Below are 20,555 nucleotides of genomic sequence, written 5' to 3'. Positions count from 1 at the left end.
TTGACCGAACGGTTCGGTCAATGATATTTGAGGTAAGTTAAGCGAGGGGAACACGCCGCGAGCGGCCGTCCTTCATCGCGCTTTTTTTGAGGAGGCCTTTATGGCCGTATCGAGAGACCAGGCTGCGCGCGTCCTTCGCCAGGATACGGTGGAGACGAATTCGGCGAACGGTGAACCTGTGACCGAGACGTCCGCCGTTCTCGCCGAGCAGTTGCGCTCCCATGTGGCCGAGGAAGCGAAGCGCCGCAGCGACGCGCCGGGGAAGCCCGTGACCGACAAGCCGGCCACACCCGGGTCAGACGCGCCCGCTGCCAGCGGCACGCCGAAATCCGGCAAGCGCAAATTCGTCCTGGTGGGCGTCGGTCTCGTGCTGGCGCTCGCGGCAGCCGGCTATGCCGGCTATTACACGCTGGTCGGCCGCTTCTACATCGCCACCGACGACGCCTATGTCCGCGCCAACAACACCATGCTCGGCGCGCGCGTTGCCGGCCACATTTCCTCGATCCTTGCTGGCGACAACACGACGGTGCGCGCCGGCGACGTCATCTTCCGCATCGACGACGGCGACTACAAGATCGCGGTCGATGCCGCCGCGACCAGGATCGCGACCCAGCAGGCCACCATCGATCGCATCGGTCGCCAGATCGCGGCGCTCGAGAGCCAGGTTGCCCAGGCCAAGGCGCAGCTCGTCTCGGCCGAAGCGGGCCTCAAGCGCGCGGACCTCGATTATGAGCGCCAGCAGGCGCTGAGCAGCAAGGGCTTTGCCTCGCGCGCCACCTTCGAGAGCTCGGAAGCCGGGCGCGACCAGGGCGCCGCCGCGGTCAAGGCCGCGCAGGCCGCCTATGACGTCGCCGTCAGCAACGTCGACGTCACCAAGGCGCAGCAGGCCGAAGCCCAGGCCCAGCTTGCGGAGCTCAAGACCTCGCTCGCCAAGGCCGAGCGCGATCTCGCCTTCACCGCGGTGCGCGCGCCGGTCAACGGCACGTTCTCGAATCGCCTCGTCAGCGCCGGCGACTTCGTCGCGGTCGGCCAGCGGCTCGGCAACGTCGTGCCGCTCGACGACGTCTATATCGACGCCAACTTCAAGGAAACGCAGCTCAAGCGCATCCGCCCCGGCCAGCCGGTGACGATCAAGGTCGATGCCTATGGCATGCGCAAGTTCTCCGGCGTCGTCGACAGCATCGCGGCGGGCGCGGGCTCGGTGTTCACGCTGCTGCCGCCGGATAACGCCACCGGCAATTTCACCAAGATCGTGCAGCGCGTGCCGGTCCGCATCCGCGTGCCGAAGTCGGTGGCGAAACAGAACCTGCTCCGCGCCGGCATGTCGGTCTACGCGACCGTCGACACCAACAAGGGCGCGGCCGACGCCGACAGCGAGGTCGATCTCGACGATCCCACAATGATCCATCCGCAGTAAGAGCACCTTAAACGCTGCGAGGTCGGACCATGGCCAATGCCACGACTGCTTCACCTGAGATGATGGCGGCCCCCGCTTCGGAGCGCATCGCGCCGAAGCGGCTGTTCGCCTTCATCATCATGGTGTTCGGGATGTTCATGTCGATCCTGGACATCCAGATCGTCTCGGCGTCCCTCAGTGAAATCCAGGCCGGCCTGTCGGCGAGCTCGAGCGAAGTCTCCTGGGTCCAGACCGCCTATCTGATCGCCGAAGTCATCGCGATCCCGCTGTCGGGTTTCCTGTCGCGCGCCTTCGGCACGCGGCTCTTGTTCGCGATCTCGGCCGCGGGCTTCACCGCCTCGAGCCTGCTCTGCGGCTTCGCCACCACCATCGAGGAGATGATCCTCTGGCGCGCGCTCCAGGGCTTCCTCGGCGCCGGCATGATCCCGACCGTGTTCGCCTCGGCCTACACCGTGTTCCCGCGCTCGAAATTCCACATCGTCGGTCCCATCATCGGGCTGGTCGCGACCCTGGCTCCCACGATCGGGCCGACCGTCGGCGGCTACATCACCGACCTGATGTCGTGGAACTGGCTGTTCTTCATCAACGTCGTGCCCGGCATCGCCATTACCTTGGGCGTGCTGGCGCTGGTCGATTTCGACGAGCCGCATTTCGAATTGCTCGACCGCTTCGACTGGTGGGGCCTGCTGTTCATGGCCGGCTTCCTCGGCACGCTGGAATACGTGCTGGAGGAAGGCCCGCAATATGAATGGCTGCAGGACACGACAGTGGCGATCTGCGCCTGGATCTGCGCCACCTCGGCGATCGCGTTCTTCTGGCGCGTCTTCACGGCGGCCGAGCCGATCGTCAATCTGCGCACCTTCTCCAACCGCAACTTTGCGGTCGGCTGCGTGCTCCAATTCTGCATCGGCATCGGCCTCTACGGCCTGACCTACATCTATCCGCGCTATCTCGCCGAGGTGCGCGGCTACAGCGCGCTGATGATCGGCGAGACCATGTTCGTGTCGGGCATCACCATGTTCCTGGTCGCGCCGCTGGTCGGTCGTCTCATGGTGAAGATCGACATGCGCTACATGATCGCCTTCGGCCTCGTCGTGTTCGCGATCGGCTCCTACCAGATGACCTGGATCACCCGCGACTACGATTTCTACGAGTTGCTGGTGCCGCAGATCCTGCGCGGCGTCGGCATGATGTTCGCGATGGTGCCGACCAACAACATCGCGCTCGGCACGCTGGCCCCTGACCGGGTGAAGAACGCAAGCGGCCTGTTCAACCTGATGCGCAATCTCGGCGGTGCGGTCGGGCTCGCCGTCATCAACACCGTGCTCAACGACCGCACCGACCTGCACATCACGCGCCTCCAGGAGCGCGTGACCTGGGGCAACGCGACCGCGACCGAAACCCTGACCATGTTCATGCAGAAGTTCCAGGGACTCGGCGATTCCACGCTGATGGCGATGAAGCAGCTCTCGCAGCTGGTGCACCGCCAGGCCGTGGTGATGAGCTTCGGCGATGCCTTCTTCATGCTGACGCTGTTCTATCTCGGCCTCAGCCTGCTGGTCACGCTGCTGAACAAGCCGGCCTCGATGACCGGCGGCGGCGACGCGCACTGACGCCACGCACGCTGTCGTCGCCCGGGACGGTAGTGGTTGAGCCGAGAGGCTGCGGCGTACTGGATGCCCCGCCTTCGCGGGGCATGACAGTGGAAGATGAGATCGACGGCGGCCGCGAACCAAATTGCAACACTCGTTCGTGATCTCGCGCGGGCCCCGTTGCAAACCGCGAACGGCACATCTATAAAGCGCACCTCATTCAATCGAACCGGGAGGGATTTGCATGATTTCGTCGCATTCGCAGATCGTTCGCCCGCGTTCGTTGTTCTGGTTCGGTATGTCGGCGGCCTGTTAGAGGCCTCTTCCGCCAGATTCGATCGGGTCACGAGTCCCGATCGCCCCACTTCCCCAAGTCAAAATCACCTGTGAGTGACGCCGTCTGCCCTTCGTGGCCGACTTGCGTCCGTTGATGGAGCCGGCCCGCGCCAAAAGCGGCTGGATGATGTCATGACCTCTCTCTCAAAAAGGCCCGCGGCGATACGCGTGGTGTTGCCCTTCGTGTTCCGGCACTGGCTGAACCAGCCCGGTCGCGGCCTGATCGTGGCCGGTGGCCTGCTGGGCGCGACCGTCGCCGACCTGTTCATGCCGGTCTTCTCCGGACATCTGGTCGATGCGCTGACACGCGGTTCGTCCGATCCTGACGCGCGCCACGGGGCGCTGGTTGCGTTCGGCGCCATCGTGGCGCTCGGTGCGGCCTCCGTGGTGCTGAGGTTGATCGGTCTCCAGGCGATCGTCCCGTTCACGCTCAAGATCATGTCGGATGTCGCCCAGGGCGCCTTCACGCGCGTGCAGCGCTTCTCGACCGACTGGCACGCCAACTCCTTTGCCGGCTCCACGGTGCGCAAGATCACCCGCGGCATGTGGGCGCTCGACCTGCTCAACGACACCATCCTGATGGCGTTGGCGCCGTCTCTGCTGGTGTTGATCGGCTCCATGGTCCTGATCGGCCTGCACTGGGCCTCGCTCGGCGCGGTGATCGCGGTGGGAGCGCTCTTCTACGTCGCCATCACCGTGCTGTTCTCGACGCGCTACATCGCGCCGGCCGCGCGAATCTCCAACGCCTGGGACACCAAGGTCGGCGGCACGCTGGCGGACGCGCTGACCTGCAACGCCGTGGTGAAATCCTTCGGCGCCGAGCTGCGCGAGGATACGCGGCTCGCCCGCGTCATCAACCGCTGGCGCGTTCGGGTGCGGCGGACCTGGTTTCGCTACAACTACACGGCCATGGCGCAGCTCTCGCTGCTGCTGGCCTTGCGTGCGTCCGTGATCGGCGGCTCGGTGCTGCTGTGGATGAGCGGGCATGCCTCGCCCGGCGACGTCACCTATGTGCTGACGAGCTACTACGTCATCCACGCATATCTGCGCGACGTCGGCATGCACATCAACAACCTGCAGCGCTCGGTCAACGACATGGACGAACTGGTGGCGATCCATGACGAGCCGATCGGGATTGTCGATGCGCCGGACGCGCGGCCGATCGCGATCGAGAGCGGAGAGATCGCGTTCGACGACGTCACGTTCCACTATGGCGGCCACCGCGCGCCGCTGTACGACGGCCTGTCGGTCACGATCCGCGCCGGCGAACGGGTCGGCCTGGTCGGCCGCTCCGGCTCCGGCAAGACCACCTTCGTCAAGCTGGTGCAGCGGCTCTACGACGTCAGCGATGGCCGTGTGCTGATCGACGGCCAGGATATCGCAAAGGCCACGCAGCAATCGCTGCGCAGCCAGATCGCGATCGTGCAGCAGGAGCCGATCCTGTTCCACCGCACGCTCGCCGAGAACATCGCCTATGGCCGGCCCGGCGCCAGCCTGGAGGCGATCGAGCAGGCGGCGCGGCTGGCCAATGCGCACGACTTCATCCTGCGCCTGCCCAAGGGCTACGGCACGCTCGTCGGCGAGCGCGGCGTGAAGCTGTCGGGCGGCGAGCGGCAGCGCGTGGCGCTGGCGCGCGCCTTCCTGGCGGATGCGCCGGTGCTGATCCTGGACGAGGCGACCTCGAGCCTCGATTCGGAATCCGAAGCGCTGATCCAGCAGGCGATGGAGCGTCTGATGAAGGGGCGCACCTCGATCGTGATCGCGCACCGGCTGTCGACGGTGCGCAGCCTCGATCGGATCCTGGTGTTCGACCGCGGCGAGATCGTCGAGCAGGGCACCCACGCCGTGCTCGCAGGCAAGCCCGGCGGCATCTATCGCGGCCTGTTCGAGCGCCAGGTGGTGGACCTCGGGCACCTCGCAGCAGCGGAATGAGAGGCGCGCGGCGGCGGGACGAAAGTCCCGCCGTCACGCCGCCCACGGAATGCGCCAAGGATGGAATGAGATGAAAGACCTGACGAACGGCTCCATCGTGAGACACATCCTGGCCATGGCGCCTCCGATCATGGTCGGCATGGTCACGATCATGATCTGCCAGCTGGTCGATTTGTACTTCGTGTCGGGACTGGGCGATGCCGCCGTTGCGGGCGTCGCCGCGGCCGGCAATGCCGGCTTTCTCATCAACGCGCTGATGCAGGTGCTCGGCGTCGGCACGGTGGCGCTGATCGCGCATGCCGTGGGCCGCAAGGATCGGCCGGATGCCAATCTGATCTTCAACCAGGCGATCGCGCTGTCGCTGCTGTTCGGCGTGCTGACCCTGGTCATGGGCGCGGCGCTGTCGCGCCCCTACATGCGTGCGATCGCCGCGGACCAAGCCACGATCGAGGCGGGGACCACCTATCTGTTGTGGTTCATGCCGGCGCTCGCTCTGGAATTCGCGATGCAAGTGCTGGCATCGGCGCTGCGGGCGACCGGCATCGTGCGCCCCGCAATGCTGGTGCGGGTGCTCGCAGTCGCCATCAACATCGCACTGGCGCCGGTGCTGATCTCGGGCTGGGGCACCGGCCATGCGCTTGGTGTCGCTGGAGCAGGCTTGGCGAGCTCGATCGCGGTGGCCATCGGCGTCGTGATTCTGCTGGCGCATTTCCGCAAGGCCGAGCGCTATGTCGCCTTCGACCCGGTGCAGTGGCGTCCGCAGCCGCATCACTTGAAGCGCATCCTCAATGTCGGCCTGCCGGCCGGCGGCGAGTTCGCGATGATGTTCATCTTCATGGCGGTGGTTTACTACGTGCTGGGCGATTTCGGCGCCGCGGCGCAGGCGGGATTCGGCATCGGCCAGCGCGTGCTGGCCCTGATCCAGATGCCGGCGCTTGCCGTTGCGCTGGCCGCGGGGCCGATCGCCGGCCAGAACGTCGGCGCTGCCAACGGGGCGCGCGTGCGGGAGACCTTCGTCAAGTCGGCGTTGATCACCTCCGCCGTGATGATCGGCTTCATGATCCTGGCGCAAACGAAGCCGGAGCTGCTGCTCGCCGGGTTCTCGAACGACCGGGAGACGATGGCGATCGCCTATCTGTTCCTGCGGATCATCTCGCTCAACATGGTGGCGCAGGGCCTGATCTTCACCTGCTCGAGCATGTTCCAGGGCCTCGGCAACACCAAGCCGGTACTGCTGAGTTCGGCGACGCGCGTGTTCACCTATTCGCTGCCGGCGATCTGGCTCTCGACGCGTCCGGGCTTCCGCATGGAGTACGTCTGGTACCTGTCGATCGCGGCGACCACGCTCCAGGCGGGCTTAAGCCTGTGGCTGCTGCGCCGCGAGTTCGACAAACGCCTGGCGCCGCTCCGGCAGGACGAGGCTTCGAAGCAGGTCGAGCCCGAGCCCGTCACGCCTCCTGCGCGCGTCCCTGCGTAGCGACAGCTTGTGACCTGCCGACGCAAGGAAGGCTAATGCGCACCAAGGCTGTTCCAGACGAGGCCGAGCCCCGACAGGAACAGCAGACCGAGCACGACATCGCCAAAGTGCTTGTCGCTCAGCGCGTGATAGACGCGTGCGCCGGCCCATGCGCCGATCAACGTGCCGGGAAACGCGACCAGCGCGAGCCAGACCACCTTGAAGGCGACGAGGCCAGATGCCGTCTGCAACACCAGCGCGGTGGCGAGCACGGTGAAATTGAAGAGCTGGAAGATGCCGCGCCGCTCGTGCTTGTTCCAGCCGCGGATGTTGGCCCACAGGATCGGCAGCGGCCCCGACAATCCGGCAAGGCCGCCCAGAATGCCGCCGGCAAAACCGATCGCGCCGTCGGCGATGCGGCCGCCGAACGTGATGGCGAGGGGCCTCTTGTTCAGATAGAGCGCGCTCGAGAAGATCAGCAGCAGCACGCCGATGCTCAGCTTGAACACCTTGGGATCGGCGGAGGCGACCATCATGGTCCCCAGCGGCACCCCGATCAGCCCGCCGATCAGGAACGGCCAGACCAGCGAGAGGTCAAAACTCTTCCACATCGACGGCAGCGTCGAGGTCTGGGCGATCACCGAGCAGATCAGCACCAGGGGCACCGCGAGCGAGGGCGGCAGCACGTAGAGCCAGATGCCGAGCGCCATCAGCGCCGTGCCGAACCCGGCCAGGCCCGAGACGAAGCCGCCGGCCAATGCGCCGAGCGGCAGTAGCGCGTAACCGTAGGTTTCCAACGGATTGTCCTTGTCGCCACCGGCGATCCCGAACTGTTGATCGCCACCGCCCGCATAGCACGGCTGCGGCCGTGCAGGTCAATCCATGCTGCACGCAGGCGTGATCTGCGGCGTCGGGCTTTCGCGAAAGACATGCCTACATGATGGTCGTACTTCAATCTAAAGGCCCGCCCGACGCCATCGTGCGCTCCGATCGGACAGCCCAGAATAAGAAGGTGGAGAATGACCATGACCCGCACCAACATTGCCGTTGCGGCCGCGCTGCTGTCGACGGCGGCGTTGATGCCCACATTGGCACAGGCGCAGTTTTCGGAGCCCGCGGCCTATCAGGCCGCCCATCCCGACCGCGACGTGCTCAATGGCGGCCAGCTCACGCCCGCGGCGCGCGCGGCCCGTGGCGAGACGGTGGCACCGAGCGAGGCCTATGCGGCCTATCCGTCGGGCATGACGCCGGTCGTCCGCCCGCGCCATCGCCGCCAGCATCAATAGGTTTCTGCTAGACGATTTGCCTGGTGTCGGCGGGCTTGTGTAGCGCGCCGACCAGGATGCGCAACGCCTCAGTCAATTCCGCCCTGTTGCGCGCTGCGCCCAGCGAGATGCGTGCCGCACGCGGCGGTGTCCCGTCGACGGTGAAGGCATCGCCGGCCACGACCGCGAGTCCATTCCGTAGCAGATGCGCCGCGACATCGGGGCGGCCCTCCGGCAGCCGCAGCCACAGATGATGGGCCGCGGGCTTGGCCAGAAACTGAAGGCCTTTCAGTGCGCGCTGCGCGAGTTGCTGGCGGCCCACCGCCTCGCTGCGAATGGCGGTGATGATGCGATCGGCGATGCCGGTTTCGAGCCAATGCGTCACTAGCGCGACCATCAGCGGCGCCGGCATCTGCACGGTGGCCTGCAAATAAGAACGCATCTCCTGCTGCGCGGCGTTGTCGGGCGTCACGAGGTAAGCAACTCGCAGCGCCGGCGCGATGCATTTTGACAGCGTGGTTGCGAGATACGTCCGCTCCGGAATGAGGTTCGCGATCGGTGAAGCCGAGCGATCGAGCAGCCCGTAGGCATCGTCCTCGATCAGGATCGTATCGGCATCGCGGATGATCCTGGCGATGGCGCTGCGCCGCTCGGGAAGAAGCGTCGCGGTGGTCGGATTGTGCAGCGTCGGGATGAGATAGACGGCCTTCGGCTTGTGCGTGCGGCAGGCCTTTGCAAGCGCATCGGGCTGGATGCCGCCGTCATCCATGGCGACGCCGACGAGCTTGATGCCGAGCCGCGCCGCGGCGGCCTTGATGCCGGGGAAGGTGAGCGCTTCCGTGAGCACGATGTCACCGGGCCGCGCGAGATGGGCGAGCAGATTGAACAGGATGGTCTGCGTGCCGGGAAAGATCACGAGCCTGTCGGCATGCGCGTGCGGGACGCGTGCGCGCATCCAGCGCGCTGCGACCTCGCGCTCATGCACGCTGCCGCCGGGTGGCTGGTAGTTCAGGAACGCGGTCAGGCCCGATTGGGCGCGGAGAGCTTCCAGCCCTGCGACGATGCGCTCGTCGAGCTGTGCCTCGAGCGGATGCGGCGGCACGTTCATCGAGAGGTCGATCGCGACGGGATGCGGCAGATCGACCGCGCGGCGCGCGCTGGTCTCCGATACGAACGAGCCCTGGCCGACCCGGGCCTCCAGGATGCCGCGGCGCCGCGCCTCGGTGTAGGCGCGCGTCACCGTGGTGAGGTCGATGTCGAGCGCCTTGGCCAGCGCGCGCTGCGTCGGCAGCTGCTGGCCGCGCACCAGCCGGCCGGCTGCGATGTCGGCCTCCATGGCCTCGACGATGCGCTGGTAGCGCGGCCCGCTCAGCTCCGAGATTGTAGGGGTCCAATCCATGCAATTTAGGCCCATATCCTTTGAATGTATGGATGCAGGATATTATTGTATGGATCATCAGAACGGAAGAGGTGTCGTCATGACGACCGGTTCGGTTTCCCTGGCAAAGGCGATGTGGCGCGGTTTTCGCGGCAAGTGCCCGAACTGCGGCGAAGGACACATGTTCGGACGCTTCCTGAAAGTGGCAGACAGCTGCGATCATTGCGGCGAAGAGCTGTTCCATCAGCGCGCCGATGACTTTCCGGCCTATCTCGTCATGGTCGTGGTCGGCCATCTCGTGGTCCCGGCGATCCTCGCGGTCGAGACCGCCTATGCCCCGCCGGTCTGGTTGCAATTGGCCGTGTGGCTGCCGGTGACGCTGTTCGCTTCGCTTGCGTTGCTGCAACCGACCAAAGGCGCCATCGTCGGCCTGCAATGGCAGATCGGCATGCATGGCTTTGAGGCTGGCAAGTTGCGGCGCGAAGCCGGTGCGCTCGTCCTCGCAAAAGTGAATACGCGCGCGGTCTGAGCGGGTAGCGTTTACATCGCGCGCGCGGCCGCTACACTCCATCGTACAAACAAGAACGATGGAAACGCCGATGGCCGCACGCGCGAAGACCTTCCTGCTCTGTCACGGCGCGTGGTCCGGCGGATGGGCCTGGAAGAAGATGCATCCGCTGATGGCGCAGGCGGGCCACCGCCTGGTCGCGCCGACCTACACCGGGCTCGGCGAGCGTTCGCATCTGGCCAATCCTTCGATTGACCTCGAGACGCACATCCAGGACATCCTCAACGTCATCAAATTCGAGGACCTCAGCGATCTCGTGCTGCTCGGCCACAGCTATGGCGGCATGGTCGCGACCGGCGTTGCTGACCGCGCACGCGAGCGCGTGACGCAACTGATCTATCTCGATGCCTTCGTGCCGCGCGACGGCCAGTCGCTGTTCGATCTCAACGAGAGCGGGCGCGAGCCGATGCGCAAGGCGGCGGCCGCCGGCGATGGCTACCGCATCCCGCCAAACCCGCCGCCGCCGGATACGCCGCAGGCCGATCTCGACTGGCTCAACGCGCGCCGCATCAACATGCCGATCAAATGCTTCGAGACGAAGTTGAAGCTGGAGCATGGCGATCCGCCCATGCCGCGCAGCTACATCTATTGCACGCGCATTCCGCCGGGCGACGTGTTCGGGCAGTTCGCGAAGCACACGAAGAACGAGGATGGCTGGCGCTATTTCGAGCTCGACGCGAGTCATGCGCCGAACGTGACGGCGCCGGCGGCGTTGATGGCGGTGTTGAACGAGATCGCCGCCTGACCCACAGCCGTCATTCCGGGGCGTGCGCAGCGAGAACCCGGAATCCATTCCTCCACCAACTCTGCGGCTCGATAGATTCCGGGCTCGTGCTGCGCACGCCCCGGAATGACGGGGGCTGAATTGGTGAGGGGTTCGGCGCGTTGGCGCCGAACCCCCCGTCGCAAGACATCAGCCGGCCTGTAAGCCGGGTTCTGTAGGGCACCGTTCGCTTGCGCGCACGATACGTGACGGCCATTCCTCTGGGGCCATGTTTGCACATGGCCTCGAGCAACCTACCCGGACGGCGGGCCTGACATCGCCCCGCGGCGTTATCGCTTGCGCGAACAGCCCGCTACGCCGTCCCTATTCGGTTTTGCTCCCGGTGGGGTTTACCATGCCGGCTCCGTTGCCGCAGCCGCGGTGCGCTCTTACCGCACCTTTTCACCCTTACCCAGCGAAGCCCGAAGGCGAAGCAGGGCGGTTCGTTCTCTGTGGCACTTTCCCTGGGGTTGCCCCCGCCGGACGTTATCCGGCACCGTATGTCAAGGGAGCCCGGACTTTCCTCCCCGGCGGCCTTTCGACCGTTGCCGGAGCGGCCGTCCGGCCGACTGACGGGGTTAGGCATGGGCATTTGTGACGGTTTCGTCAAGCCGAGATCGTCGCGCACGCGATCTGCAAATAATTTATCCTGAAGATGTCGTTCGATGTGCGCCCCGTTCGACTGGATGTCGGTGATCCCCCGAACAACAGGAGTTAAGCGATGCAGTATCTGCTGCTGATCTACCGGAGCGAAGCGGAATTGAGCAAGATGACCCCCGCAGACCGTCAGGCGATGTCGGCGGAGTACGGCACTTATACGCAGTCCATCGTCCAGAGCGGCCATTTCAAGGCCGGCGACGGGCTTCAGCCGACCACGACCGCGACCACCGTGCGCGTTCGCGATGGCAAGACCCTGACCACCGACGGTCCGTTCGCCGAGACCCGCGAGCAACTCGGCGGCTACTATCTGGTCGAGGCCAAGGATCTCGACACCGCCATTGGGCTGGCCGCGCGGATTCCCGGGGCCAAGGAGGGATCCATCGAGGTCAGGCCGGTCATGATCTACAAGTGATCTCTCCTGCCGACATCGCTCGGATCTTTCGCGACGAGGCGGGGCGGGTGCTTGCCACGCTGATCCGCCTCGTCGGCGATTTCGATCTCGCCGAGGACGCACTCCAGGATGCCTTCGCGGTCGCGCTCGAACGCTGGTCGGCGGGCGAGGTGCCCGATAATCCGCGCGCCTGGCTCGTCAATGTCGGCCGCAACAAGGCGATTGATCGCATCCGGCGGCAGGCCGTGTTCCGCGGCAAGCAGCAGGCGTTCGTGCATGAGCTCGAGCTCAACGCGCAGGCGCCCGACGAGCCTCCGGCGACGCTCGACGACGACATGCTGCGGCTGATCTTCACCTGCTGCCATCCCGCGTTCGCGCAGGAGGTCCAGGTCGCGCTGACGCTGCGCACCGTTTGCGGCCTCTCGACCGCGCAGGTCGCGCGCGCGTTCCTCGTCGGTGAGGAGGCGATGGCGCAGCGCCTCGTCCGCGCCAAGCAGAAGATCAGGCTCGCCGGCATTCCCTATGAGGTGCCCGAACGCGACGCGCTGGCGCAGCGGCTCGACGGCGTGCTCGCCGTCATCTATCTCGTCTTCACCGAAGGCTATGTCGCAACCTCGGGCGCAGACCTGATGCGGCCGGATCTCGCGGTCGAAGCCATCAGGCTCGGTCGTTTGCTCGACCGGCTGATGCCTGACCGGGCCGGGATCAAGGGCCTGCTGGCCTTGATGCTGCTGCACGACGCGCGCCGCGCCGGACGCGCGACGTCGGTCGGCGACATCGTGCTGCTGGAAGAGCAGGACCGCACGCTCTGGGATCGCGCGCAGATCGAGGCGGGTCTGCGTCTCGTGGACGACGCACTGCGCATATCCGGCCGGCCGCAACCCTATGCGGTGCAGGCCGCGATCGCCGCGCTGCATGCGCGCGCGCCGAGCTTTGAGGCGACCGACTGGCCGCAGATCGGCGGGCTCTACGAGGTGCTGCTGCGGATCAATCCTTCGCCGGTGATCGAGCTCAACCACGCCGCCGCAATCTCGATGGTCGACGGCCCGGCGCGCGCGCTCGATCTCGTCGACGCGATCACCGCACGCGGCGGGCTTGGCGGCTACGAGCTGCTGCCCGCGGTGCGCGCGGACCTGTTGCGACGGCTCGGCCGCAAGGACGAGGCGCGCGAGGCGTATGTCGCGGCGACGGCGGCGACGCAGCTCGAGCCGCTGCGGCGGCTCTATGCGCGAAGGATGAGGGAGATGGGCAACTAGCACCGTCATTCCGGGGCGATGCGAAGCATCGAACCCGGAATCTCGAGATTCTCAGGTGCGCAATTGCGCACCATAGTTCGCACTTCGTGCGCCCCGGAATGACGGCTACGCCGTCACTTCGACGCGACCGCCGTCCCGTCCGGCAGGCTCGCCAGCAACGCTTGCAAGGTCGACAGTGTCGAATGATCCGCAACACCGTCCAGCCGTGCCGGGCGGAAATGGCGCTGGAAGGCGGTGACGACTTCCATGGTTGCGGCGTCGTATTTGCCGGTCAGCGGCACGCCATAACCGTATCGCGCGAGCGCCTGCTGCAGGCTCAGCACCTCGTCGCTGATGGTGCCGAGCATCAGGCTCTCGCCGCGCACGACGGGCGTGGGCGTGACCCAGTGCCCGACGCCGGAATTGGCCAGCGAATGCCACGGAAATTTCTCGCCGGGATCCTTCTTGCGCGCGGGCGCAACGTCGGAATGGCCGAGCACGCGGTGCGCCGGCACTTTTCGGCGCAGCATGATGCCGCGGCACAGCGCGATCACGGCGGCGATCTGGCGCAGCGGAAACTCCGGATAGCCCCAGTCGTGGCCGCGATTGACGATCTCGATGCCGATCGAGCAGGAGTTGACATCGTCCTCGCCGGCCCAGGACGAGACGCCGGCGTGCCAGGCGCGCCTCGCCTCGGGCACGCATTGCACGATGCGGCCGTCCTCGAGCACGACGTAATGCGCCGACACTTCCGTCCCCGCCGTGCACAGCCGCGCCAGCGCGCCCTCGACGTCGGGCATGCCGGTGTAATGCAGCACGATCATGTCCGGCTGGCGTCCCTTGCTGCGCTCGCCATGGTTCGGCGAAGGAATGATGTCGGAGACGATCGACGAATCCGGCTCGAACGTCCGCATGTTCGCCGCGGCCTTGGGAACCGGGAGAACGCGTTGACGCTTCGAATCAGAACCAGATGGCGTGGACGAACCGGACGACATAAACAGCTCAAGTCGGAATAGGAGGGGGCCAAGCCCTTCTCTTTACTATTCCTTTACCCTCCGCCGTGCGCAATCGCGCGTCGCGGTTAACGGATGCATTTTGGGCGGGTGTGTGGATGAGGCATCACTGCCGCTTCACCTTTTCGACTTGTAACGGGCCGATCAACGCTTTCTTAACGCTAAGGGCCGTTACTGAGGGATGAAGAGCCGACCCGCGTCCGGAGGCGGCCAAAGCGTATTTTGGCTCGAAATCCCATGGCTGCCCGACAAATTCCACTGGGAACACTGGGTTGGCGGCCCGGGACGACCGGGCTCGGTAACCATGCTGGACAAGGGTTGGGTCGTGGAACCGCCGCGACGCGGAATCATTCGAGGCGTTATGGGCTGGCTCGCCCCGGATCTGGCTTGGTTGTTCGGCAGGCGTGGCGCATGAGCTCCGCTCCTCACATTCCCGTGCTCGGTCGCGAGGCCATCGATCATCTCGCACCGCGCGAGGGCGGGATCTATGTCGATGCCACCTTCGGCGCCGGCGGCTACAGCCGTGCCATCCTCGACGTGCCTGGAACCCGACTCATCGCCATCGACCGCGACCGAACCGCAATCGCAGGCGGCGCCGAGCTGGTCGAGCGCTCTGCCGGTAGGCTGACACTGGTCGAGGACCGTTTCTCCCATCTCGCCGACGTCTGCGCCGCACAAGGCGTCGATGCCGTGGACGGCGTCGTGATGGACGTCGGGGTGTCCTCGATGCAGCTCGACCAGGCCGGGCGCGGCTTCTCGTTTCGCCTCGACGGTCCGCTCGACATGCGGATGGGGCAGGCGGGCCCGACCGCGGCCGACGTCGTCGCGCGCGCCTCGGAAGCCGATCTCGCCGACATCATCTATCTCCTCGGCGAGGAGCGGCATTCGCGCCGCGTCGCCCGCGCCATCGTCGCGGACCGGCAGGAGACGCCGTTCACGACCACGCGCGCGCTCGCCGACCTCGTCGGCAGGGTGGTTCGCTCCAAGCCCGGCGACATTCACCCCGCGACGCGGACGTTCCAGGCCCTGCGCATCTTCGTCAACGAGGAGCTCGAGGAACTCCAGACCGCGCTCACTGCGGCCGAGCGCGTGCTCAAGCCTGGCGGACGCCTCGTGGTGGTCTCGTTCCATTCACTGGAAGACCGCATCGTCAAGAATTTCCTCGCCGAGCGGTCGAAGACCGGCGGCGGCTCGCGGCACCTGCCGGAAGTCGCGCAAACCGCGCCGAGCTTCCAGCTGCTGACGCGACGGCCTGTCGTCGCCGGTGAGGACGAAGTTGCGCATAACCCGCGCGCGCGTTCGGCAAAACTGCGCGCCGCGGAGCGCACCTCCGCGCCGGCGCACAAGGACGATCAGTCTTCGTCCTGGCCAAGACTCTCCGACGTGATGAGGGGAGGTTAGCGCATGCGCTTCATCCACCTCCTCGTCATCGGCGCGCTGATCTTCGCGGCAGCCTATGTCTACCGGATCAAGATGGACTCCACCGCGCGCACGGAGAAGGTGTTGCGGCTGCATGCGGAGATCCGCGAGCAGCGCGATGCGATCGCCTCGCTCCGCTCCGAATGGGCCAAGCTTGATGCGCCCTTGCGCCTGCAGGGCCTGTCCGAGCGGCACCTGCCGCTCAAGCCGGTCAACGGCACGCAATATGACTCGCTGAAGAACCTGCCCGAGCGCCCGCCGCGGATGTTCAGGCCCGGCGAGCCCGACCCGATCGGGGCCATGCTCAACACCATCGAAGCCGCGAGCGATCCCGATACCGTGACGGGCTCCGTGCCTCAGCCCGAGGACAAGCAATGAGCCCGGCGACGCCTGCAAAACCCACCGAGCCCTGGCGGCAGCGGCTGATCCGCAGCCTGCTCTACGGGCGCAACGTCGACCGCGCCGCGAAGGCGCGCGCGCGCGTCGGACTTGCGATGCTCGCCTTCGCCTCGGTCTACGCCCTGATCGGTGGCCGGCTCGTGATGTTCGCGATCGGTGCCGACGCCCACAGTGCGCGCCGAGCGGCGGCGCAGGAGGTGGTTGCGACGGCGCGGCCCGACATCGTCGACCGCAACGGCGCCATCCTTGCGACCGACGTCAAGGCGGCGAGCCTGTTCGGCGAGCCGCGCCGCATCATCGACAAGGACGAGGCGATCGAGCTTCTGACCGCCACCGTGCCCGACCTCGACGAGGCCGAGGTGCGCGAGCGCCTGAAGACACGCAAGGGCTTCGTCTGGCTCAAGCGCGAGATCACGCCGAAGCAGCAGCAGGACATCCACAAGCTCGGCATTCCCGGCATCGGCTTCCTGCGCGAGAACAAGCGCGTCTATCCGACCGGCAACGAGGTCGCCCACCTCATCGGTCTCGTCAATATTGACAACCAGGGCATCGCCGGCATGGAGAAGTGGCTCGACAATCAAGGGCTCGCCGATCTCCATCGCGCGGGCTTTGCCACCGACCGCCTGCAAAAGCCGATCGAGCTCTCGGTCGACCTCCGCGTCGAGCACGCGCTGCGCGACGAGCTCTTGAAGGCCAAGGAGAAGTACCACACCAAGGCCGCCTCCGGCATCGTCTCCAACGTCAAGACCGGCGAGATCGTGGCGATGGTCTCGCTTCCGGACTTCGATCCGAACAATCCGAAGGAAGCGCACGACCCCGACCGCATCAACCGCCTCACCACCGGCGTCTATGAGATGGGCTCGACCTTCAAGGCGTTCACGCTGGCGATGGCGCTCGATTCCGGAAAGATCAATCTGAACTCGTCGTGGGATGCGCGCGGAAACCTGCACTACGGCAAGTTCACCATCCACGACAGCCATCCGCTCGGACGGTTCATCAACACCAAGGAAGTGTTCACCTTCTCGTCCAACATCGGCGCCGCGCGGATCGCGCTCGGCCAGGGCGTGGAGGCGCACAAGGCGTTCCTCGCCAAGATGGGCCAGCTGACGCGGCTGCGCACCGAGCTGCCGGAGAGCGCAGCCCCGCTGATTCCGCGCCGCTGGAGCGAGTTGAACACGGTCACCGCCGCGTTCGGCCAGGGCCTCTCGGTCGCGCCGCTCCAGGCGGTGATGGGCATCAACGCGCTGGTGAACGGCGGCTATTTGATTCCGCCGACCTTCATGAAGCGCAGCGAAGCGGAAGCGGCAGCGCTGGCCAAGCGCGTGGTCAAGCAAGACACCAGCGACAAGATGCGGTTCCTGATGCGGCTCAACGCCGAAATCGGCACCGCCAAGACCGCCGACGTCAAGGGCTACTATGTCGGCGGCAAGACCGGCACGTCCGAGAAGGTCATCAACGGCCGCTATGCCAAGAAGCGCGTGCTCAACTCGTTCACCGCGATCATGCCCTGCGACGATCCGAAATATCAGATCCTGATCATGCTGGACGAGCCGCAGGCGATCCCTGAAACGAAGGGTTTCATCACCTCGGGCTGGAACGCGGTGCCGACCGGCGGCCGGGTGATCGAGCGGATCGCGCCGCTTCTGGGCGTCGAGCCGCGGTTCGACCTGCCGCCGTCCGAGCGCCTTATTCTTGCAGCATCCAGGACAACCCAGTAATCAACCGGGTAGGCCATCGCCGGTGCTGAGTCGGAGGTTTTCGGCTTTCCGGCATGTCGACTGGACGACCATGAAACTGCGCGATCTCATAGGCAATGACGCCGCAATCGAGCCCGCCGTCGCGGCGCTCGAGGTGACGGGGGTTGCGCTCGACAGCCGCGTGGTCAGGCCGGGCGATCTCTTCTTCGCGCTCGCGGGCAGCAAGACCGACGGCGCGCGCTTCATCGATGCTGCGGTCGCCGCAGGTGCGGTTGCGATCGTCGGCGATCACGCACCTGATGGCTGCAAGGTGCCGTTCATTGCCGTTGCCAATCCGCGCCGTGCGCTGGCGCTGGCTGCGGCAAGATTCTTCCCGGCGCAGCCCGCGACGATCGCGGCCGTAACCGGAACCAGCGGCAAGACCTCGGTTGCCGCGTTCACGCGCCAGATCTGGGAGCGGCTCGGTCATGCCTCGGCCAGCATCGGCACAATCGGCCTCGTTTCGCCGAAACGCACCGTCTACGGCTCGCTGACGACGCCGGATCCGATCGCGCTGCACCGGCAGATGGATGAGATCGCGCGCGAGGGCGTGACGCACCTTGCGTTCGAAGCATCGTCGCATGGCCTCGATCAATACCGCCTCGATGGCGTGCGGGTTTCCGCTGGCGGCTTCACCAACCTTTCGCGCGACCACATGGATTATCATCCGACGGTCGCGCATTATCTCGCAGCCAAACTCAGGCTGTTCCGGGAGCTCGTGCCGCCCGGTGGCGCCGCGGTGATTTCGGCCGATCATGACTGCTCGGCTGAGGCGATCGATGCTGCCAAGGCGCGTGGCCTGCGCGTGATGGCGGTCGGCCGCAACGGCGACGGGGCGGGCGAGGGCATTCGCCTCACCGAGGTCGGGGTCGACGGCTTTTCGCAAAAGCTCACGGTCGAGCATCGCGGCAAGCGTTATGTGGTCCTGCTGCCGCTGGCCGGCGAATTCCAGGTCGAGAACGCACTAGTCTCGGCCGGCCTCGCGATCGGCACCGGCAGCGATGCCGCCAACGTATTCGCGAGCCTCGAACATCTCGAAGGTGCCAAGGGCCGGCTCGAGCGCGTCGGCGAGCGCAACGGCGCGCCGATCTTCGTCGACTATGCGCACAAGCCCGACGCGCTGGCGAAGGCGTTGCAGGCGCTGCGGCCTTACGCCAAGCGCAGGCTGGTCGTCGTGTTCGGCGCCGGCGGCGACCGCGATGCCGGCAAGCGTCCGATCATGGGCGAGATCGCCGCGGAGAATGCCGACGGCGTCATCATCACCGACGACAATCCGCGCAGTGAGCAGCCCGAAGCGATCCGCGCGGCGATCCTCGCCACCGCAAAAGGCGCCCGCGAGATCGGCGACCGCGCCGCGGCGATCCGCGCCGCGATCGAGGAACTGGAACAGGGCGATGCGCTGCTCATCGCCGGCAAGGGCCACGAGACCGGGCAGATCGTCGGCAGCGAGGTGCTGCCCTTCAGTGATCACGAGGCGGTTGCCGCCGCATTAGCGTCGAGGGTTGCATGAGCGGGCCGATTTGGACGGTGGCCGAAGTGGCGCGCGCGCTGGGCGCTGCGGGATCGTTTCCGGACACGCCGATCGACTTCGTCACCCAGGACAGCCGCCTGGTGAAGCCGGGTAGCCTGTTCGTCGCGCTGAGCGGTACGCCGAGCGGCGGCTTCATCTCGGCCTTCGCCAGCGCGCGCGACGGCTGGGAATTCGCCGACAAGGCGGAAGCCGCGGGCGCGGCCGCGATGATCGTGCCGCACGAGATCGCGGGCATCCGCGTCCCCCAGATCGTCGTGAAGGACACGCTGATCGACGGCCTCTGGGGCCTCGCGCGCGCCGCACGCGCGCGCTTCAACGGGCCGGTGATCGGGCTCACCGGCAGCGCGGGCAAGACCAGCACCAAGGAATTTCTGGCGGCCTATCCGAACGCCTATGCCAGCCCGTCGAGCTTCAACAATTTCTGGGGCGTGCCGCTGACACTGTGCAATGCGCGGCCCGATGCCAGCCTCTGGGTCGTCGAGATGGGCATGAACCAGACGGGCGAGATCGCGCGGCTCAGCGAGCTGACGCGGCCGACGGTCGCGCTCGTCGTCAACGTCCAGCCCGTGCATCTGGAAAAGCTCGGCTCGCTGGAGGCGATCCGGCGCGAGAAGGTGTCGATCGCGCTCGGCCTGCCCGAGGACGGCGTGCTGGTGCTGCCCGCCGGGCTCAAGGCGTCCGAATGGAAGGGCAAGGTGGTACGCTTCGGCGAGCATGCCGAGGTGCACGAGGTCACGCACGCGCCGCATGGCGAGAGCTGGCAGGTCGTGGCGATGATCGGCAAGAAGCAGATCGCCTTCAGCCTGACGCCGGGCGCGCCGCACCGCGTGCAGAATGCGCTCGCCGCGCTCGCTTCGATCCGCGCGGCGAACCTCGATGCCGCGACGCTCGCGATCAAGCTCGATCGGGTCGGCATCATGACCGGCCGCGGCGTCGAGCAGGCGGTCGGCGGTGTCACCGTGATCGACGACAGCTTCAACGGCAACCCGGCCAGCGTGGCTGCTGCGCTGCATAGCCTGCAGGCGCGCAACGTAACCGGCGGCCGCCGCATTGCCGTGCTTGGTGACATGCTGGAACTGGGCGATGACGCACCAAGCTACCACACCGGCCTCACCAAGCATTTGGACGGCATCGACGGTGTCTACTGTGTCGGCCCCCTCATGCGTCACCTCTTCGAGGTGCTTCCATCGGGCAAGGCGCTTGGCTGGCACGACGATCCCGCCACGCTGAAGCCGGGCGAGGTCGCAAGCCTGCTGAAGGCAGGCGATGTGGTGGTTGTCAAGGGCAGCAAGAAGATGTTCTGGGTCAACAAGTTTGTGCCGGGCCTAGTGGCCGCCTTGCAGGCAAAGGCGTAAACTGCTTGGAAGGCGCTGTTTCCGAATCCTCCCTTTTCGGCGCGAAGCCGTCCGTTTTCCCACAGGTCGCCCGACCCATGATGAAGACCAGCGAATGCGCGTGAGGCAC

The 20,555-nt window shown here is 66.3% G+C and carries 17 protein-coding genes and 1 other RNA gene; 14 read left to right on the top strand and 4 right to left on the bottom strand.

Going from position 1 to position 20,555, the window contains the following annotated elements; genetic code table 11:
• The first annotated feature begins 100 nt into the window (after positions 1-100).
• From BJA_RS33550 to BJA_RS33535, 4 genes are all read left to right on the top strand, one after another.
• A complete protein-coding gene (locus BJA_RS33550) occupies positions 101-1,417 on the top strand; it encodes an HlyD family secretion protein (RefSeq protein WP_011089362.1) in 1,317 nt (438 codons plus the stop codon).
• A gap of 29 nt (positions 1,418-1,446) precedes the next feature.
• Positions 1,447-3,030 (top strand): DHA2 family efflux MFS transporter permease subunit, encoded by a 1,584-nt coding sequence (locus tag BJA_RS33545; protein WP_011089361.1) that lies wholly within the window; start codon positions 1,447-1,449, stop codon positions 3,028-3,030.
• A 447-nt stretch (positions 3,031-3,477) separates the two neighbouring features.
• Positions 3,478-5,277, top strand: coding sequence for an ABC transporter ATP-binding protein (locus BJA_RS33540; RefSeq protein WP_038966424.1), 1,800 nt, complete (start codon positions 3,478-3,480; stop codon positions 5,275-5,277).
• A 70-nt stretch (positions 5,278-5,347) separates the two neighbouring features.
• Positions 5,348-6,754 (top strand): MATE family efflux transporter, encoded by a 1,407-nt coding sequence (locus tag BJA_RS33535; protein WP_038966425.1) that lies wholly within the window; start codon positions 5,348-5,350, stop codon positions 6,752-6,754.
• 32 nt (positions 6,755-6,786) lie between these two features.
• Here the strand turns inward: BJA_RS33535 and BJA_RS33530 are convergent, their stop codons facing one another.
• The gene (locus BJA_RS33530) at positions 6,787-7,530 is read right to left on the bottom strand and encodes a sulfite exporter TauE/SafE family protein (RefSeq protein ID WP_028176257.1); all 744 of its coding nucleotides are present in this window, start codon (positions 7,528-7,530) and stop codon (positions 6,787-6,789) included.
• 228 nt (positions 7,531-7,758) lie between these two features.
• Between BJA_RS33530 and BJA_RS33525 the strand changes: the two genes are divergently transcribed.
• A complete protein-coding gene (locus BJA_RS33525; RefSeq protein ID WP_038966428.1) occupies positions 7,759-8,019 on the top strand; it encodes a hypothetical protein in 261 nt (86 codons plus the stop codon).
• Positions 8,020-8,026: 7 nt separating this feature from the next.
• Here BJA_RS33525 and BJA_RS33520 read toward each other — a convergent pair whose 3' ends face one another.
• Positions 8,027-9,397 (bottom strand): PLP-dependent aminotransferase family protein, encoded by a 1,371-nt coding sequence (locus BJA_RS33520; RefSeq protein ID WP_038966426.1) that lies wholly within the window; start codon positions 9,395-9,397, stop codon positions 8,027-8,029.
• Between the two features lie 49 nt (positions 9,398-9,446).
• Between BJA_RS33520 and BJA_RS33515 the strand changes: the two genes are divergently transcribed.
• Complete coding sequence (locus BJA_RS33515; RefSeq protein ID WP_161533690.1) at positions 9,447-9,905, top strand: DUF983 domain-containing protein; 459 nt, start codon at positions 9,447-9,449, stop codon at positions 9,903-9,905.
• Between the two features lie 70 nt (positions 9,906-9,975).
• The gene (locus tag BJA_RS33510; RefSeq protein WP_038966429.1) at positions 9,976-10,689 is read left to right on the top strand and encodes an alpha/beta fold hydrolase; all 714 of its coding nucleotides are present in this window, start codon (positions 9,976-9,978) and stop codon (positions 10,687-10,689) included.
• A 164-nt stretch (positions 10,690-10,853) separates the two neighbouring features.
• Here the strand turns inward: BJA_RS33510 and rnpB are convergent.
• Positions 10,854-11,280: RNase P RNA component class A (gene rnpB / locus BJA_RS33505), an RNA gene on the bottom strand.
• Between the two features lie 148 nt (positions 11,281-11,428).
• Here rnpB and BJA_RS33500 point away from each other — a divergent pair.
• Together BJA_RS33500 and BJA_RS33495 are read left to right on the top strand one after the other, a co-directional pair.
• Positions 11,429-11,779: a YciI family protein gene (locus BJA_RS33500; RefSeq protein WP_011089353.1), complete on the top strand. Its 351-nt coding sequence runs from the start codon at positions 11,429-11,431 to the stop codon at positions 11,777-11,779.
• Entirely contained in the window at positions 11,776-13,014 is a 1,239-nt protein-coding gene (locus BJA_RS33495; RefSeq protein ID WP_011089352.1) for an RNA polymerase sigma factor, read from the top strand. The genes BJA_RS33500 and BJA_RS33495 overlap by 4 nt, the downstream gene beginning before the upstream one ends.
• A 113-nt stretch (positions 13,015-13,127) precedes the next feature.
• Here the strand turns inward: BJA_RS33495 and BJA_RS33490 are convergent, their stop codons facing one another.
• Positions 13,128-13,907 carry an N-acetylmuramoyl-L-alanine amidase gene (locus BJA_RS33490; RefSeq protein WP_039185808.1) on the bottom strand — a complete coding sequence of 260 codons (780 nt, stop codon included), beginning with the start codon at positions 13,905-13,907 and terminating at the stop codon, positions 13,128-13,130.
• A 510-nt stretch (positions 13,908-14,417) separates the two neighbouring features.
• On the opposite strand from BJA_RS33490, the gene rsmH reads away from it, so the two are divergent.
• From rsmH to BJA_RS33465, 5 genes are all read left to right on the top strand, one after another.
• Positions 14,418-15,407 carry a 16S rRNA (cytosine(1402)-N(4))-methyltransferase RsmH gene (gene rsmH / locus BJA_RS33485; RefSeq protein WP_038966431.1) on the top strand — a complete coding sequence of 330 codons (990 nt, stop codon included), beginning with the start codon at positions 14,418-14,420 and terminating at the stop codon, positions 15,405-15,407.
• A 3-nt stretch (positions 15,408-15,410) separates the two neighbouring features.
• Entirely contained in the window at positions 15,411-15,803 is a 393-nt protein-coding gene (ftsL, locus tag BJA_RS33480) for a cell division protein FtsL (RefSeq protein WP_011089349.1), read from the top strand.
• Positions 15,800-17,542: a peptidoglycan D,D-transpeptidase FtsI family protein gene (locus tag BJA_RS33475; RefSeq protein ID WP_011089348.1), complete on the top strand. Its 1,743-nt coding sequence runs from the start codon at positions 15,800-15,802 to the stop codon at positions 17,540-17,542. Before ftsL ends, BJA_RS33475 begins: the two co-directional genes overlap by 4 nt.
• 70 nt (positions 17,543-17,612) lie before the next feature.
• Positions 17,613-19,070, top strand: coding sequence for a UDP-N-acetylmuramoyl-L-alanyl-D-glutamate--2,6-diaminopimelate ligase (locus tag BJA_RS33470; RefSeq protein ID WP_011089347.1), 1,458 nt, complete (start codon positions 17,613-17,615; stop codon positions 19,068-19,070).
• Complete coding sequence (locus BJA_RS33465) at positions 19,067-20,446, top strand: UDP-N-acetylmuramoyl-tripeptide--D-alanyl-D-alanine ligase (RefSeq protein WP_011089346.1); 1,380 nt, start codon at positions 19,067-19,069, stop codon at positions 20,444-20,446. Before BJA_RS33470 ends, BJA_RS33465 begins: the two co-directional genes overlap by 4 nt.
• Positions 20,447-20,555 lie beyond the last annotated feature (109 nt).

Origin of the sequence: Bradyrhizobium diazoefficiens USDA 110 (assembly GCF_000011365.1) — a bacterium.
Classification (GTDB): Bacteria; Pseudomonadota; Alphaproteobacteria; order Rhizobiales; family Xanthobacteraceae; genus Bradyrhizobium; species Bradyrhizobium diazoefficiens.
Note: the sequence above shows the minus strand (reverse complement) of the source record. Positions and strands in the feature narration are given on the sequence as shown.

Coding starts and splice junctions, on each gene's coding strand:
- BJA_RS33475 (WP_011089348.1), top strand. CDS start 15,800: ATGAGCCCGGCGACGCCTGCAAAACCCACCGAGCCCTGGCGGCAGCGG.
- ftsL (WP_011089349.1), top strand. CDS start 15,411: ATGCGCTTCATCCACCTCCTCGTCATCGGCGCGCTGATCTTCGCGGCA.
- BJA_RS33550 (WP_011089362.1), top strand. CDS start 101: ATGGCCGTATCGAGAGACCAGGCTGCGCGCGTCCTTCGCCAGGATACG.
- BJA_RS33510 (WP_038966429.1), top strand. CDS start 9,976: ATGGCCGCACGCGCGAAGACCTTCCTGCTCTGTCACGGCGCGTGGTCC.
- BJA_RS33545 (WP_011089361.1), top strand. CDS start 1,447: ATGGCCAATGCCACGACTGCTTCACCTGAGATGATGGCGGCCCCCGCT.
- BJA_RS33525 (WP_038966428.1), top strand. CDS start 7,759: ATGACCCGCACCAACATTGCCGTTGCGGCCGCGCTGCTGTCGACGGCG.
- rsmH (WP_038966431.1), top strand. CDS start 14,418: ATGAGCTCCGCTCCTCACATTCCCGTGCTCGGTCGCGAGGCCATCGAT.
- BJA_RS33540 (WP_038966424.1), top strand. CDS start 3,478: ATGACCTCTCTCTCAAAAAGGCCCGCGGCGATACGCGTGGTGTTGCCC.
- BJA_RS33470 (WP_011089347.1), top strand. CDS start 17,613: ATGAAACTGCGCGATCTCATAGGCAATGACGCCGCAATCGAGCCCGCC.
- BJA_RS33535 (WP_038966425.1), top strand. CDS start 5,348: ATGAAAGACCTGACGAACGGCTCCATCGTGAGACACATCCTGGCCATG.
- BJA_RS33500 (WP_011089353.1), top strand. CDS start 11,429: ATGCAGTATCTGCTGCTGATCTACCGGAGCGAAGCGGAATTGAGCAAG.
- BJA_RS33465 (WP_011089346.1), top strand. CDS start 19,067: ATGAGCGGGCCGATTTGGACGGTGGCCGAAGTGGCGCGCGCGCTGGGC.
- BJA_RS33520 (WP_038966426.1), bottom strand. CDS start 9,397: ATGGATTGGACCCCTACAATCTCGGAGCTGAGCGGGCCGCGCTACCAG.
- BJA_RS33490 (WP_039185808.1), bottom strand. CDS start 13,907: ATGCGGACGTTCGAGCCGGATTCGTCGATCGTCTCCGACATCATTCCT.
- BJA_RS33515 (WP_161533690.1), top strand. CDS start 9,447: ATGGATCATCAGAACGGAAGAGGTGTCGTCATGACGACCGGTTCGGTT.